This is a genomic window from Chromatiales bacterium (assembly GCA_020445605.1).
Taxonomy (GTDB): Bacteria; Pseudomonadota; Gammaproteobacteria; order JAGRGH01; family JAGRGH01; genus JAGRGH01.
Map to the genome: position 1 here is coordinate 30,181 of JAGRGH010000059.1, position 15,125 is coordinate 45,305.

12 protein-coding genes are annotated in these 15,125 nt (G+C 61.6%); 11 read left to right on the top strand and 1 reads right to left on the bottom strand.

The window, feature by feature from the left end; all coding sequences use genetic code 11:
- Positions 1 to 32 precede the first annotated feature (32 nt).
- The 7 genes from KDG50_14980 to KDG50_15010 are packed head-to-tail and all read left to right on the top strand — an operon-like array spanning position 33 to position 8,200.
- A complete protein-coding gene (locus tag KDG50_14980; GenBank protein ID MCB1866720.1) occupies positions 33 to 1,124 on the top strand; it encodes a TIGR03088 family PEP-CTERM/XrtA system glycosyltransferase in 1,092 nt (363 codons plus the stop codon).
- A gap of 4 nt (positions 1,125 to 1,128) precedes the next feature.
- Complete coding sequence (locus KDG50_14985) at positions 1,129 to 3,024, top strand: amidotransferase 1, exosortase A system-associated (GenBank protein MCB1866721.1); 1,896 nt, start codon at positions 1,129 to 1,131, stop codon at positions 3,022 to 3,024.
- Between the two features lie 2 nt (positions 3,025 to 3,026).
- Entirely contained in the window at positions 3,027 to 4,232 is a 1,206-nt protein-coding gene (locus KDG50_14990; protein MCB1866722.1) for a glycosyltransferase family 4 protein, read from the top strand.
- Positions 4,229 to 5,224 (top strand): sulfotransferase, encoded by a 996-nt coding sequence (locus KDG50_14995; GenBank protein ID MCB1866723.1) that lies wholly within the window; start codon positions 4,229 to 4,231, stop codon positions 5,222 to 5,224. Before KDG50_14990 ends, KDG50_14995 begins: the two co-directional genes overlap by 4 nt.
- A complete protein-coding gene (locus KDG50_15000) occupies positions 5,221 to 5,925 on the top strand; it encodes a class I SAM-dependent methyltransferase (GenBank protein ID MCB1866724.1) in 705 nt (234 codons plus the stop codon). The genes KDG50_14995 and KDG50_15000 overlap by 4 nt, the downstream gene beginning before the upstream one ends.
- A complete protein-coding gene (locus tag KDG50_15005) occupies positions 5,925 to 7,265 on the top strand; it encodes a putative O-glycosylation ligase, exosortase A system-associated (protein MCB1866725.1) in 1,341 nt (446 codons plus the stop codon). The genes KDG50_15000 and KDG50_15005 overlap by 1 nt, the downstream gene beginning before the upstream one ends.
- Positions 7,262 to 8,200 carry a polysaccharide deacetylase family protein gene (locus tag KDG50_15010; protein MCB1866726.1) on the top strand — a complete coding sequence of 313 codons (939 nt, stop codon included), beginning with the start codon at positions 7,262 to 7,264 and terminating at the stop codon, positions 8,198 to 8,200. The genes KDG50_15005 and KDG50_15010 overlap by 4 nt, the downstream gene beginning before the upstream one ends.
- Positions 8,201 to 8,275: 75 nt before the next feature.
- Here the strand turns inward: KDG50_15010 and KDG50_15015 are convergent, their stop codons facing one another.
- Positions 8,276 to 9,502, bottom strand: coding sequence for a magnesium transporter (locus tag KDG50_15015; GenBank protein MCB1866727.1), 1,227 nt, complete (start codon positions 9,500 to 9,502; stop codon positions 8,276 to 8,278).
- A 271-nt stretch (positions 9,503 to 9,773) separates the two neighbouring features.
- Here KDG50_15015 and KDG50_15020 point away from each other — a divergent pair, with 271 nt between their 5' ends.
- The 4 genes from KDG50_15020 to KDG50_15035 all read left to right on the top strand — a co-directional run bounded on the left by KDG50_15020 (position 9,774) and on the right by KDG50_15035 (position 15,115).
- Positions 9,774 to 11,306: a fumarate hydratase gene (locus KDG50_15020; GenBank protein ID MCB1866728.1), complete on the top strand. Its 1,533-nt coding sequence runs from the start codon at positions 9,774 to 9,776 to the stop codon at positions 11,304 to 11,306.
- 422 nt (positions 11,307 to 11,728) lie between these two features.
- On the top strand, positions 11,729 to 14,074 hold the full coding sequence (locus KDG50_15025; protein ID MCB1866729.1) for a hypothetical protein: 2,346 nt from the start codon (positions 11,729 to 11,731) through the stop codon (positions 14,072 to 14,074).
- A 15-nt stretch (positions 14,075 to 14,089) separates the two neighbouring features.
- Positions 14,090 to 14,896 (top strand): hypothetical protein, encoded by an 807-nt coding sequence (locus KDG50_15030; GenBank protein MCB1866730.1) that lies wholly within the window; start codon positions 14,090 to 14,092, stop codon positions 14,894 to 14,896.
- Positions 14,897 to 14,914: 18 nt separating this feature from the next.
- On the top strand, positions 14,915 to 15,115 hold the full coding sequence (locus KDG50_15035; GenBank protein MCB1866731.1) for a hypothetical protein: 201 nt from the start codon (positions 14,915 to 14,917) through the stop codon (positions 15,113 to 15,115).
- The last annotated feature ends 10 nt before the right edge of the window (positions 15,116 to 15,125 follow it).

The window sequence follows — 15,125 nt, forward strand, 5'->3', positions numbered from 1 at the left end:
CGCTGGTCGTGCATGTCGTGCATCGCTTTGCGATGGGCGGTCTCGAGAACGGCGTCGTGAATCTCGTCAATTCACTGGCCGACGGGCGCTTCCGTCACGCGCTGATCGCGCTGACCGAGGCCGGGCCCTTCCGCGAACGCCTCCAGGGCGATGTGGAAATCGTCGAGATGCATCGCAAGCCCGGCAACGATCCGCGACTCGTGCTGCGACTGCATCGCGAGTTCCGCCGTCTGCGGCCGGCGATTGTTCACACCCGAAACATCGGCACGCTGGATGCGGTCTGGGCGGCCTGGGCCGCCGGGGTGCCCGTGCGCGTGCACGGCGAGCACGGCTGGGACGTGGATGATCCGCGCGGAACCAATGCGCGACACCGCCTGCTGCGGCGTGTCGCGCGACCGTTCATCACGCATTTCGTACCGCTGTCGCGGTTTCAGGAACGCTATCTTGCCGAGCAGATCGGCGTGCCCGAACGGCGCATGACGCGCATCATCAACGGCGTCAATTGTGAACACTTCGCGCCGGGGCCGGCGGACACGAGTGTGTTGCCGGGCGGACTTGTCGAATCGGACTCAATTGTTTTCGGCACGGTTGGTCGTATGCACGGCGTCAAGGCGCAGACGCATCTGGCCGACGCCTTCGCCATGGCCGGCGAACTTGCGCCACCGGATCTCGCGAAGCGAATGCGGCTTGTCATGGTCGGCGACGGCCCGCTGCGCGGCATCGCGCAGAGTCGGCTCGATGCGGCCGGTCTCGGCGCGCGCAGCTGGTTGCCCGGCGCGCGTGACGATGTCGTCGAACTGATGCATACGTTAGACGTGTTTGTTTTACCGTCGCTGACCGAGGGAATCTCCAACACGATCCTCGAGGCCATGGCCTGTGGTCGGCCCGTGATCGCGACCGCGGTTGGCGGCAATGCGGAACTCGTGGATGATGGGGTGACCGGCAAGCTGGTTCCGGCAGATGACGTACCGGCGCTGGCCGCCGCCATGCTCGAGTATGCCGGCGACCAGGCCCTGCGGGAACGACAGGGGCGGGCGGCGCGTGATCGTGCGACATCGCAGTTCGCGCTGTCCGGCATGATCGAGCGCTACGGCGCGTTGTACGCGCGCCTGCTGGGGCGCTGAACCGATGTGCGGCATCGCCGGGATGTTCGACCGTCGACAGCGGCGAGACTTTGACGCCGGGCTGCTCGCGCGCATGAACGATACGCTCACCCATCGCGGACCGGATGACGGCGGTCTGCATCTGGAGCCCGGCGTGGCGCTGGCGCATCGACGGCTGTCGATCATCGATCTCGCCGGAGGTCATCAACCGTTTGCGACCGCGGACGGTCAGATCATCGTCGTGTTCAACGGCGAGATCTACAACTTCATGGAGCTGCGCGATGAGCTGATCACGCGCGGCCACAGTTTCCGCTCACGTTCGGATACGGAAGTCATTCTGTATGCCTGGGCGGAGTGGGGGCCGGCCTGTGTCGAACGTTTTCGTGGCATGTTCGCGTTCGCGCTGTGGGATCGTCGCCAGCGCCTGCTGTTTCTCGCGCGCGACCGTCTCGGCATCAAGCCGCTGTACTGGACGGAACTTGCCGATGGCCGTGTGCTGTTCGGCTCGGAACTGAAAGCGCTTCTCGCGCATCCGGAACTGCCACGCCAGATCGATCCGCTCGCGGTCGAGGAGTATCTCGCGCTTGGCTATGTCCCGGAACCGCGTTCGATTTATCAGGGTGTGCACAAGCTCGAACCCGGCCATCGCATGCTGGTGCGAGAGGGCGTGACACCGCTCGCCAGCGAGTCATTCTGGTATGTTCGATTCGATGCGCGCGAGACGGCCTCCGAACCGGAGCTTCACGAAGAACTCGTCGAACGACTGGCGGAGGCCGTGCGCGTGCGTCTGGTCGCCGACGTGCCGCTTGGTGCGTTTCTTTCCGGCGGCGTGGACTCCAGCGCCGTCGTCGCACTCATGGCGCGGGCTCGCGGCGACGATCCGGTGCAAACCTGTTCGATTGCCTTCAATGTCGCGGGCTTTGACGAAACCCGCTTCGCCAGACAGGTCGCCGAGCGCTACCACACCGATCATCATGTCGAAACGGTCGACTCCGACGACTTCGATCTGCTTGATCAACTCGCCGGGCTGTATGACGAGCCCTATGCGGACAGCTCCGCGATCCCGACCTACCGGGTGTGCGAGCTCGCCCGCCGGCATGTCACGGTCGCGCTGTCCGGCGACGGTGGCGACGAACTGTTCGCGGGTTACCGACGTTATCGCTGGCATATGTTCGAAGAGCGATTTCGCCGCGTGGTTCCAGCCGCATTGCGCGGGCCGCTGTTCGGTCTGGCCGCGCGCATCTATCCGAAGATGGACTGGGCGCCGCGGCCGTTGCGTGCAAAGGCCACCTTGCAGGGCATCGCGCGCGAGTCGCTCGCCGGTTATCTGCATGGCGTGTCGGTGATTCCCGACGCCCTGCGCGAAACCCTGTATTCGGCGTCGCTGCGAGCGGCGCTGGACGGCTATCGCGCGATCGAGGTGTTTCGGCGGCACGCGCAGGCCGCTGATACTGACGACCCGCTATCGCTCATCCAGTACGTCGATCTCAAGACCTATCTGCCGGGCGACATCCTGACCAAGGTCGATCGCGCATCCATGGCACATGCCCTGGAGGTGCGGGTGCCGGTGCTCGACCATCCGTTCGTCGAGTGGACGGCGACCCTGCCATCGGCGCTGAAGCTGCATGCCGGCAAGGGCAAGTGGCTGTTCAAACGCGCGCTCGAGCCGCTGTTGCCCAACGACGTGCTGTACCGGCCAAAGCAGGGCTTCGCGGTGCCGCTCGCGCGCTGGTTTCGCGGGCCCCTGCGCGAACGACTGCGTGCGGCGCTCGCGCCCGAGCGCGTCGCGGCGGCGGGATTCTTCGATCCGATCGCCGTGCAGCGCATCGTCGATCAGCATGTCTCGGGCCTGCGAGATCATGCCGCGGTGCTGTGGTCGCTTCTGATGTTTGACGCGTTCCTGCGTCGCGAAGGGCTGTAAGCGTGACCAACCGGCTGCGCACGCTGACGTTCTCCACCCTGTTTCCGAACGCGGAGCGGCCAGAGCACGGAATTTTTGTCGCGACCCGGCTGGCGCATCTGCTTGCGAGTGGCGCGGTCGACACCCGCATTGTCGCGCCCGTGCCGTGGTTTCCGTTTCGCGGCCGGCGGTTCGGCGAGTGGTCTCGGCATGCGCGGGTACCCGCGCAGGAAACCTGGCAGGGTGTTCCCGTTGTGCACCCGCGCTATGCCCTGCCACCGAAGATCGGCATGACGGTCGCGCCCGCACTGCTCGCCGCGGCAACGCTGCCGGCGATTCGCCGTATCATTCGCAATGGCTTTGATTTCGAATTGATCGATGCGCACTACTACTATCCGGACGGCGTCGCGGCTGCGTGGCTTGGCCGTCGGCTCGGCAAGCCGGTCGTGATCACGGCGCGCGGCACGGATCTGAACCTGATTCCGCGCCACCGCATCGCGCGCGCGCAGATTCGCTGGGCCGAGCGCAACGCTGCGGCTTCGATTACCGTCTGCGAAGCGCTGCGCGACCGACTGATCGAACTCGGTGGGCGTGCGCAGCACATTCACACGCTGAGCAATGGTGTCGATCTGCAGCGGTTCCGGCCGCTGGATCGCGATGCGTTGCGCACGGCGCTGGGCTTCACGGGTACCACCTTGTTGTCGGTCGGGCATCTGATCGAGCGCAAGGGTGTGCACCTGACGATCGATGCCCTCGCACAGCTGCCGGATGTACGTCTGGTGTTGGTCGGCGACGGGCCGGAACGCGAACGACTCGTGGCCCAGGCCGCGCGCATGGGCGTGGCCGATCGGGTGCGCTTCGAGGGTGCCCAGCCCCAATCGCGTCTGGTCGATTACTACAACGCCGCGGATGCGCTGGTGCTCGCCTCCAGCCGCGAAGGTATGGCGAATGTATTGCTCGAATCCATGGCCTGCGGCACACCCGTGCTGGCGAGTCGGGTTTGGGGCACGCCCGAGGTCGTGGCCGACCCGGCTGCCGGCCGGATGCTGGACGAGCGCAGCGCGCGCGGCATCGTCAACGCCGTCTACGCACTGCTTGCCGCGCCACCGTCACGCGCCGGCACACGGGCGTGGGCCGAGCGGTTTGACTGGGACACGACCACGACCGGGCAGATCGATCTGTTCTCGGCGATTCGCGCGCAACGCACGTGGCAGCGGACGTCAGCATGAACTTTGCACCGACCTTCATGTTTGGGTTCGAGCGCAGCGGCACCACGCTGCTGGGGATGATGGTCGGCGCGCATCCGCAGATCGCGGTGCCGATGGCCGTGACGGGCCTGTGGTTTCGGTATGCACGGCGTCTTTCCGAATACAACGGATTGGCATCGGATGCGGATTGCGCGCGCCTGGTGGACGACCTGCTTGCCGAGGAGCGGATCGCGTTATGGAACGCGAAACTCGATCGCAATGCCCTGCTCGACGGGCTGGCCGTCGGCAGTTTCGGTGCGATTGTCGAGCGCTTCCACGCACAGTATGCCCGGGCACATGGCAAGAGGCTCTGGGCGAACCTTGAGATTCAGACGCTTGATGACATGGACGAGGTGCAACGCTGGTTTCCGGACGCGCGCTTCGTGCACATCGTTCGCGATGGCCGTGATGTGGCGCTTTCCCATCGCACCATGCCATATGGTGCGGCCAATCTTGGGGATTGTGCGCAGTCGTGGCTGGCCCGCGTGGGCACCAATCTGAAAATGGGGGCCATGCTGCCCGCCGATCGCTATCTTGTGTTGCGCTACGAAGACCTGGTGACCGATTCGAACGCCGTGCTGGCTCGCCTGTGCGCATTCCTTGGTGTCGAGTACTCGGACGCGATGCTCGACTATCCGCGGCATGTCGATTCGAAGGTTCCGGCCGCAAAACGCTGGTTGTGGCCGACGCTCGATCAACCGCCGCGTAGCGATGGCGTGGGCCGCTGGCGCGGGGACCTCAGTGCGGCGGAGCAGGGCGCATTCGAGTCCATCGCGGGTGGACTGCTCGAACGGCTGGATTACGAAACGGTCCGGATCGGGCGTGGACGCTGGCGCGCGCAGGGCCTCGAACTCTGGTACTTCCTCGATCGCGGCGGTCGCTGGCGCAGGTTGCGATCCCGGCTGGGGCTCGCGCGCGCGAGCCGGCTCGAGCGCGACTGGAAGCGCCGTCAGACCGGCGGTGATCCATCGTGACGGCGACCCAGCGCGACGTACAGCGTGAGGGCTTCACGCGAGCGATCGAGTCCGGCGACTATGCAGATGACTTTCGCCATGCGCCCAAGCATGTGGGGTTTGCGGCGCGGGTGCTCGCGCCGCTGCTGGCCGAACGCTCCGGGCGGGTGCTTGAGGTCGGATGCGGTAACGGTGCATGGCTGCGCGAGGTCGCAGCGATCGCCGGTGCGTCTTGGCAACTGCATGGCTTCGACCTCACGCCGGCGATGATCGGTTCCGCCCGACGGGTGCTGCGCGATGCGGGAGTGCCCGCCGAGCTCAAGCTTGGCGATGCGCTTGATCCTGCGGCCTATGCGTTCCCGTCGCGCACCGAATCCGGGTTCGATCTGGTATATGCCTACGATCTGGTGCAGCAGCTCCCGCGCGCCGAGCAGTTCGCTGTTTGCCTGCGAATGTACGAACATGTTGCGCCGGGCGGTAGTTTGGTGGTGTTCGATCATGAGCGCTGGTCCGGCTACGGGCTGCGTATGGGATTTCGCAAGCTGGTCACGCGCAGTGGTCTGTACGAGTGGGTGCCGCGCTACTTCTGCAACGCGCGATATCCGTCGCTGCGCGAGCTGGCTCGTCGGCTCGGGCACGCCGGTTCGCGCACGCAGATCATCACGGATTGCGCGGTCGAAAAGCGCGCGCTGGTCGCCTGTCGTCCGGCCAAGGTGGTCTGATGGGGTTGCGCGACATTGTCCTCACGGCGGTGGTATTCGGACTGCTGCCCGTCATTCTGCGCAGGCCGTGGATCGGTGTGCTGACCTGGGCCTGGCTCGGACTGATGAATCCCCACCGGATGGCGTGGGGTTTTGCGTATTCCATGCCATTCTCGCAGATCGTCGCACTGACCACGCTCGGGGCGCTGCTGTTTTCGAGCGAGAAAAAGTCGTTCCCGCGCAATGGCGTGATCGTGATCTGGGTCATCTTCATACTCTGGATGTGCATCACCACGGTGTTTGCGCTGGTTCCGGACAACGCATGGCCGGAATGGTCGCGCACCATGAAGATTCAGCTGTTTGCGTTCATCACACTGCTGCTGATCAACACACGGGAACGGCTGCACCTGTATGTAATTGTTGTAACGTTTTCGATCGCGTTCTTCGGCATCAAAGGTGGCGTGTTCGTGCTGGGCACCGGCGGCAACTACATGGTCATGGGGCCGGAGGGCAGTTTCATCTCCGGCAACAACTCCATTGCGCTGGCGCTGATCATGGTGTTGCCGCTGATGCGCTACATTCAGCTCCAGGTGAAACAGCGCTGGATGATCCATGCGCTTAGTGTGGGCATGGGGCTTTCAGCCCTGTCGATCCTCGCTTCGTACTCACGTGGCGCGATTGTGGCGTTGGCCGTGATGGGCATGTTTCTCATCGCAAAGACTCGAAAGAAGGCCTGGTTGGTGCTCGCTCTGGCGCTCGCGATTCCGCTTACCCTGGCGTTTCTGCCCGAGAAATGGTATTCGCGTGTCGAGACCATCGAGAACTACGAGGAGGACGTCTCGCTGCAGGGACGCTTCAACGCATGGTGGTTTGCGTTCCATCTCGCCAATGATCGACCGCTGGTGGGCGGTGGATTCCGGGCGTTCGACCGTGCGCTGTTCTATCAGTACGCGCCGGATCCGAGAAACTACCGCGATGCGCACAGCATCTACTTTGAGATGCTGGGCGAGCATGGATATGTAGGATTGTTCCTGTTCCTGCTGCTCGGGTCTGTCGGGCTGTACAACGGAACTGCGATCATTCGAAAAACAAGGGATCGACCGGATCTCGCGTGGGCACGCGATCTCGCGCGCATGACCCAGGTTGCGGGCATCGGCTATGCGGCGGGTGGCGTGTTTCTCGGTCTCGCGTACTTCGATCTCTATTATGCGCTGCTGGCGATTCTGGTCATCACGCGGTCCATTGTGGAGCGGACGCAGGAGCCGGCCGGGGTGAACGAAACGCAGGCCTTGCCCAGGCGGAACATCTTCGCCCGCGCGGGCTCGGACGGTGGCAGCAAACTGCGGCGGTCAAGTCCATGAGTCGATGCCGCTCGCCGTTGCTGATCATCCTGAGTTTTCACCGGGTACTCCCGGAACCGGATCCGTATTGCAGCGACTTCGTCACCTGCTCGAACTTCGAGCGCCAGATGGCCCTGCTTGCACGGCTGTTCGACGTGGTGCCGCTGGCCGATGGTGTGAACGCCATGGCGAATGATGATTCTTCCCGACTGCGAGTCGCCCTGACCATCGACGATGGATACAGCGACGCGGCCGAACACGCCGCCCCGATCCTCGCGGACTTCGGCCTGCCGGCGACGGTGTTCGTTGCCAGCGGTTTCGTCGGTGGCGGCGTGATGTGGAACGATTGCATTGTTGAGACACTGCGGGCGGTTGTGGGGAGGCAGCTTGATCTGCGTCCGGTCGGATTCGGTGTCGAGCCCATTGGTTCGCTGGCCGAACGCATCGACCTCAAGTTCCGACTGATCCGTGCCTGGAAACACCTGCCTGCGACCGAACGGGACGAACTGGTGGGCCGGCTTGTGTCCATCGCAGGCGTGAGGTGGCCCAAGGGGCTCATGATGGACGCCGGTCAACTGGCGCAGTTGCACGGGCATGGCGTCGAGGTTGGTGCGCATACCGTGAACCACCCGATTCTGCGGGTTCTTGACGACGCTGCCGCGAGCAGGGAAATCGTGAAATCCAGGGCGGAACTGGAAGGGTTGATCGGGCAGCGGGTGCGGTCGTTTGCGTATCCGAACGGCAAGGCCGGCAGCGATTACGGCGCGCGCGATGCGCGGCTGGTCGCTGAAGCGGGCTTTGAGTGTGCCGTCACCACGGAGTATGGCGCGAGTGGTCCCGGGAGTGACCGCTTTCAGCTGCCGCGCATGTCGGTGTGGCGTGGCTCCCGCCTGGGTCTTCTCGCGCAGTTCGCGCGCTCGGTGTGGATCGATCGGGAAGCCGTGCCGGCGGCGTGAATACGGTGCGAACGAGCGCGCAGCGGGCGGACTGCGGGATGCCGGTTGGCGCCGGCATCCCGCCCGCAGGTCTGTTTACAGCAGAATGATTGTTGCGATGCCGAGCAGCAGACTCAGGCTTGCGACGTCCGTCGCGGTTGTCACGAAGATGCTTGATGCCGTTGCGGGGTCGGTGCCCAACCTGCGCAGCACTACGGGGACCAGCGCGCCGAACACGCCGCTGATCACGCAGCTGCCGATCATCGCCAGGAACACGATGATGGATAGCGTCAGCGCGCGTTCATCGCCCTGCATGTTCGCAAAGATGAACATGCCGATCGCAGCCGTGACACCAACCAGCCCGCCGTTTAGCAGCCCCAGCCAGGCCTCCTTGCTGATCAGTTTCGCAATGCCACCGCCCTTGAGTTCGCCCAGCGTGAGGCCGCGCAGGGTGACTGCGAGCGACTGGCAGCCCGTGTTGCCGGCCTGACCCGCGAGCACGGGCAGGAACGCCGCGAGCACGACGATCTTGTCGATCGTGTCCTGGAAGATGCCGACCACGGCGCCCGCCAGGAAGGCCGTGAACAGGTTCAGCTGCAACCACGGATGGCGCAGTTTGAAACAGCGACCCCAGATCGTGTTGATGCGTTCTTCTTTGTCGACACCGACCATGCTGCCGGCCTGGGCGCTGATCTCGACGGTCTGCGCCTTGAACAGCGTCTCGCCACGCACGACGCCGAGCAGATGACCCGCCTCGTCGACGACCGGGTAATCAGGGTAATGCCGGTCGAGCACGACCTTCATGGCATCCACCAGCGGCATTTCCGGGCGCAGCGAGAACGGCTTGCGGATCATGATGTCTTCGAGCTTCGCATCGGGTGAGGCCAGCAGCATGTCGCGCATCACCAGCGCGCCGAGCAGTCGACCCTCGGTGTCGACGACATAGCCGTAGCTGAAGAAACCCTTGTTCAGCATGCCGCGCATTTCGCTGACCGCGTCGGCCACGGTCATGTCGGGGGAAAACTGCGCGATCGCCGGCGCCATGAGCCGGCCGACGCTGCTTTCGGGAAAGGCGCTCTCCAGCCACTCGCGTTCGACGAAGCCGACGGGAAGGGCAGCGACGATTGCCTCGCGCCGCTTGCGCGCGAAGTTGTCCAGAATTGCCTGCGTGCGTTCGGCGGGCTGTCCGCTCAGTACCTTGACGACGACGGGATCAGGCAGGGCCTCGAGCAGGCCGGCGGCCTCGTATGGATCGTGGGCGTCGAGCTTGAAGGAATACGAAACGGAATCGTCGGGAATTTCGGTCTGGGCGGCTACGCTCATGATGTCCCCTGTGTGAGTCTGGCCGGAGTTTGAGTTGGCGGAATGGCGCCGGTCGCGACCGCTGTGCTCTGCGCTGCGGTGCGCCGGTCCTTTGCGGGCGATTCTTGCACAAAAGGCGTGACGGGGTATCGCGTTTCGGTTGACGCGGGGACGCGAGGCGCGTCGGAATCGATGATGCCGCGTGCAATCGGCCGCGGGCAGGCTATGATTTTGGCATTGCACAAGACCACCGGACCTCCCGCCCCGTGAACCTGCCAGACAGACCGCCAGCATGACCACCACGATCCGCGAAGACGACTTGATCCAGAGCGTCGCCGACGCCCTGCAGTTCATTTCCTACTACCACCCGCGCGACTTCATCCAGGCCATCGGCCGGGCCTGGGCCGCGGAACAGTCCCCGGCCGCAAAGGACGCGCTGGCACAGATTCTGCTGAACTCGCGGATGTGCGCGGCCGGCCACCGGCCGATCTGCCAGGACACCGGCATCGTGGTCGTGTTTCTCAAGGTCGGCATGAACCTGCGCTTCGAGGGCCGTCGCTCGCTGGCCGAGATGATCAACGAGGGCGTGCGGCGCGGCTACACCCACCCCGACAACACGCTGCGCGCCTCGGTGGTCAGCCCCGCGTTCGGCCGGCGGGCGAACACCCGCGACAACACCCCGGCGATCATCCACACCGAACTCGTGCCGGGCGATCATCTTGAAGTCGCGCTCGCGGCGAAGGGCGGGGGCTCCGAGAACAAGTCGAAGTTCGTGGTGCTGAACCCGTCGGACTCCATTGCGGACTGGGTCGAGAAGACCGTCCCGACGATGGGGGCGGGCTGGTGTCCGCCCGGCATGCTCGGCATCGGCATCGGTGGTACCGCGGAGAAGGCCATGGTGCTCGCGAAGGAGGCGCTGATGGAGCCGATCGACATGCACGAGCTGATGGCGCGCGGGCCGAGTACGCTGGTCGAGGAACTGCGTCTGGAGATCTTCGAGCGCGTGAACCGGCTCGGGATCGGTGCGCAGGGGCTCGGCGGGCTCACGACCGTCGTGGACGTGAAGATTCGTGAATATCCGACACACGCCGCGAGCCTGCCGGTCGGGATGATCCCGAACTGTGCGGCGACACGGCATGTGGAATTCACGCTGGACGGAAGCGGACCGGCCCTGCTCACACCGCCGAGTCTGGATGACTGGCCCGACGTCGGCTGGGCGCCGAGCGACGATGCACGGCGCGTGAATCTCGATACCGTCACGCGCGAGGACGTACAGGGCTGGCGGCCCGGTGAACGCCTGCTGCTGTCCGGCAAGCTCCTGACCGGCCGTGATGCCGCGCACAAGCGCATCAAGGAGCTGCTCGACAGCGGTCAGGGCCTGCCCGAGGGCGTGGACTTCACCAACCGTTTTATCTATTACGTTGGCCCTGTCGACCCGGTGCGCGATGAAGTCGTCGGGCCCGCCGGACCGACCACGGCAACGCGCATGGACAAGTTCACAGACATGATGCTCGGCCGAACCGGTCTGATTGGCATGGTCGGCAAGGCCGAACGCGGCCCGGCGGCGGTAGAGTCCATTCGCGAGCACGGCGCCGTTTACCTGATGGCGGTTGGCGGTGCCGCGTTTCTCGTCTCGCAGGCGATCCGCGCGGCGCGCACCGTTGCGTTCGCCGACCTCGGCATGGAAGCGATCTACGAATTCGAGGTGAAGGACATGCCGGTGACCGTCGCGGTCGACAGTCGTGGTATTTCAGTACACGTCACCGGCCCGAAAGAATGGCGGCACCGTATCGAGGTCATGACCGGCACGAGCGCGGCTGGCTGAGTCCAGGTCAACGCGGAGTGCGCTTGAACCCACGCTACGGCTTGGGTGGCACAAGCCAGGGACTCTCCAACGGGCTTTTTTCAGACTTCGGTTGCGTCTGCTTGATTGTAGCTGGTTAAATCGGCCTGAAAAGTGATCCCGGTAACGTTGGGTCGAGCTGGAGTCGCCGCCGAGAGTGGTTCGAACTAAATGCAGCCATTAACATGCTGTTGAAATTCCCATTTCAACAGCCTGATATCGCGAGACATGGACGTCTCGCTCGAAAATTGAACACGCAAGTATTTGATTTTCGTGAGCAACCAAAAACCGCGCTTTTCGGTTGCGATGTTGAAAAGGCCATGGATGGGCCTTTTTCAACAATCTGTTAAGTCTCGCTCGCTCGGTTACTTGATTGGTTAACAAGGCAATGATGGAGATTCATGATGCGTGTTGCGCCTGCGATGATTTCAACAGTGCTCAAGGACAGGAAAGATGTCATCAACTTGAATGGAATCGCGATCGACAAAAATGACAATCTGTATGTCACAGACGGGGTGTCCAGAATCCTCAAAGTGAGTCGCAACGGCAACGTCAGTCGATTCGCGGGGACGGGTGTGATCGGTTATACCGGCAACGGAGGGGCTGCTCATGATGCCCAAATTGGCGCCCCGCTGGGAATCGCTTTTGACAGCGCCGGTAGCGTGTACTTTTCCGACCTGACCCTGAATAACGTTCGCAAAGTCGAACTACTAAACAGCAGGATTTCAACCTATGTGGGCACGGGTGTGCAGGATGAGGTAGAGCAGTTCTATGGCAGTTTCGCCGGCGACGATGAAAAAGGCGATAAAGCCAGGCTGAACTTCCCGATGAGCATCGCCTTTGACAGCAACGACAATCTTTATATAGCGGACACCTGCAATCACAGGATACGAAAGCTGGATGGAAAGACCGGGAAAGTCAGCACCTATGCTGGAAAACATACCGCCGGTTCTCGTGGCGACGGCGGGCCGGCGACAAAGGCGGAATTGTTTCACCCGGCCTGCATTGCCATTGATAGTCAGGACAATCTGTTTATTGCGGACACCGGTAATCACTGCATCCGGAAGGTAGACGCGAAAGGTAACATCAGTCGTGTCGCAGGACTGGAAATGGCGGACGACACGCCCACTTGGGGCTTTTCTGGAGATGGTGGGCTCGCCACTGCGGCCAAGCTCAAAACACCCTGGGGTATCGCCTTAGACAGAGACGACACGCTCTACATTGCAGACACAGGGAACTACCGCGTTCGCATGATTGACCGTGAGGGCAAGATCAGCACAATCGCTGGAAATGGCAAGAGTGAAAATACCGGAGACAGTGGGCAAGCCGATAAAGCGTCGCTGGGCCGACCAAGTCGTATTGCACTGGACAGTCGCGGAAACCTGTATATCGCCGACACACTGCACAACGTCATTCGAAAAGTAGAGCTTCCAACGTACGCCATACCGTCCAGATATGGATTTCAGAAATCACCGTTTACTGTAATGGCCGTCGTTACGAGCCGCGTTATAAGAAGCTCCTTTGTTCGCGGCGAGTTGAAGAGGCGTAATGTGATAGCAACTGGAAATATCGTGTCCTGCATGACGACGCACGAGACGGAAAACAACGCAGGCTGGGAATTGTCAATCATTCCGGATGGATCGACCAACAACGCGGATGACGATTGCTTGGTGGTGTTTTCGCTAAAAGGCGCCGATGGAAACAGTTGTGAGGTTCGAGCGCCAATCGATAGCCGGTACATTGACAAGCCTTGGCAAAGTGGGGCGTGGGAAATACGGACGGCCGGTGATGTTTTTAAGGAGCTTTCCCACAATGTAACCGCCGTCAGGGATGGAAATGGCGTGTGCAAACTGTATCTCAATGGAAACCTGGTGGGTCAATCGGCCACCAATGGGCCAATTGATGTAAAAACTAACAACCAGCTCAATATCGGCAAACTGTTTCCAGGCCCTATTTCAGAAGAGTACGGCGGAGTAGTCCGGAAGGTGGCGATATGGGACACCGCGTTGGATGCAAAAACGGTAATAAATCATACAAACCATATTCTCTATCCTGAAAATAAAGAATCTGTCTTCAACAGCCAAAATTGCATCGGATTTTGGGAGTTAAATGGCACTGGCACGGACACCTGTGAGGACTTGTCACATTGGAAGAACCATGTTCCGAAAGATCAGAAAATCGTTTCGGAGAGTCTTCCGATGGTTCTACCGTTATATACGCAATACCAGCATACCGATCAGTGGTGCTGGTCAGGTGTTTCCACCTCGATAGACAATTTCTACAACCCGTTGTCCACCGTGACTCAATGCGGGTTGGCGACGGATTTGATGAGGGATCCAGTCAGGAAAAAGAGAATCCCGAAAAAAAGCCAAAATCCGGACAAAGAGTATGAATTGGAGGAGGGGGGGTCCTGTTGCGATCCCAAGGCCGAATGCGGGTTCTGGTACTACCTGGATGAGGCATTGAGTAAGCTTGGAATCTTGTCCAAATGCCAACCATCCCTGTCTTTCGATGGATTCAAGGAACAGATTCAACGGTGGCGACCCGTAGGCATAAGAATAGAATACAAGAATAAATCAGGGCACTTTCTTGTGCTGATCGGCTTTTTTTCAAAATCCAATGACATGGTCGTCTTGGATGATCCTTTTTTTGGGATCAGTCTGATGAGTTATAAGGACCTAACGGGAAAAGACTACAAATACCAGAATGGTGTCGTTACGGATTATTACCTCACACAGCCACACGCCTAACCGCGGAGAATCCACATGGCACTGAAAAATTCAACCGCACCGGCACAAAGTTTTGTGGTTTTGCAGGAAAGCCTGGCAGGGGCTCGGCTGGATGCCAATGACCCTTCGGCGCTTACTCCACATAAGGTGTACTACATTGGTAGTGATGACCTGCTCTCGGGGAAAGGTTTGGGGGCGGCTCAACTTTCCGCGTGGAGATACGTTTTTCGCGGAGAAGACAATCAGACTCACGTCGCTGAAATAGGCGTAGATGAAGACAACGCTACACATAGCTTTCACCTGATTAACCGGGGCAGCCATGTGGACAACTTCGTCGCGCTTTATGAGCAAATACATGAACATGACGCGGTAGTAGAAAAGGACTACGAGGTCAATCTATTGCGCGCGCCGGCCTGCTATGTCATCGCGGTGTGGTTCAAGGGGGTTGGCCACGATCATGACTTGTTCGTGCCCCTCGCACCGGTGCACAGTAACTTTGAAGCGGGCAGGCACTACGAAGCAATGGAATTCATGGGCCTTCTGGAAAAGACCGCTAGGGAAATGGCAGGCGGCGCGCCGGAGCCAAGACGAGATGATCTGACGAAAATCGAAGGAATCGGTCCGAAAATTTCCGCGCTGTTACAAACAGCGGGAGTAAGCTCTTATGCCGATCTTTCAAACGCGGATCCATCGCGGCTGCGCGATGTCCTATTGGGCGGTGGCGCGGCCTTCAATGTGGCCGATCCGGCGACATGGGCTGAGCAGGCTGCATTGGCGGCGGCTGGAAGGTGGGATGAGCTGCGCGAACTACAAGATAAATTGGTCGCTGGCAGACGGCGTTAGTTGGGATAAAACGCGGCAATGTGGCAAGGCGCTCGGATCGATCCGGTACGCGACGAGGTCGTTGGCGCGGCCCGGCTGACCACCGCCGTTCGGTTAGAGGTCATAGACCTGTCCGTGACGATTGACGTCGACAGCCGAGAGACTGTCGTTTACGTCGCCGACCCCGCGGATTCGTGGCACCGCGTCGCGGTCATGATTGGCGCGAGCGCGGCTGGCTGATCGAGTCGGG

Excerpts from the sequence above, each read along its gene's own strand:
- KDG50_15025 (MCB1866729.1), top strand. The coding sequence starts at position 11,729 with ATGCGTGTTGCGCCTGCGATGATTTCAACAGTGCTCAAGGACAGGAAA.
- KDG50_14980 (MCB1866720.1), top strand. The coding sequence starts at position 33 with ATGGGCGGTCTCGAGAACGGCGTCGTGAATCTCGTCAATTCACTGGCC.
- KDG50_15020 (MCB1866728.1), top strand. The coding sequence starts at position 9,774 with ATGACCACCACGATCCGCGAAGACGACTTGATCCAGAGCGTCGCCGAC.
- KDG50_14995 (MCB1866723.1), top strand. The coding sequence starts at position 4,229 with ATGAACTTTGCACCGACCTTCATGTTTGGGTTCGAGCGCAGCGGCACC.
- KDG50_15015 (MCB1866727.1), bottom strand. The coding sequence starts at position 9,502 with ATGAGCGTAGCCGCCCAGACCGAAATTCCCGACGATTCCGTTTCGTAT.
- KDG50_15010 (MCB1866726.1), top strand. The coding sequence starts at position 7,262 with ATGAGTCGATGCCGCTCGCCGTTGCTGATCATCCTGAGTTTTCACCGG.
- KDG50_14985 (MCB1866721.1), top strand. The coding sequence starts at position 1,129 with ATGTGCGGCATCGCCGGGATGTTCGACCGTCGACAGCGGCGAGACTTT.
- KDG50_15030 (MCB1866730.1), top strand. The coding sequence starts at position 14,090 with ATGGCACTGAAAAATTCAACCGCACCGGCACAAAGTTTTGTGGTTTTG.
- KDG50_15035 (MCB1866731.1), top strand. The coding sequence starts at position 14,915 with ATGTGGCAAGGCGCTCGGATCGATCCGGTACGCGACGAGGTCGTTGGC.
- KDG50_15005 (MCB1866725.1), top strand. The coding sequence starts at position 5,925 with ATGGGGTTGCGCGACATTGTCCTCACGGCGGTGGTATTCGGACTGCTG.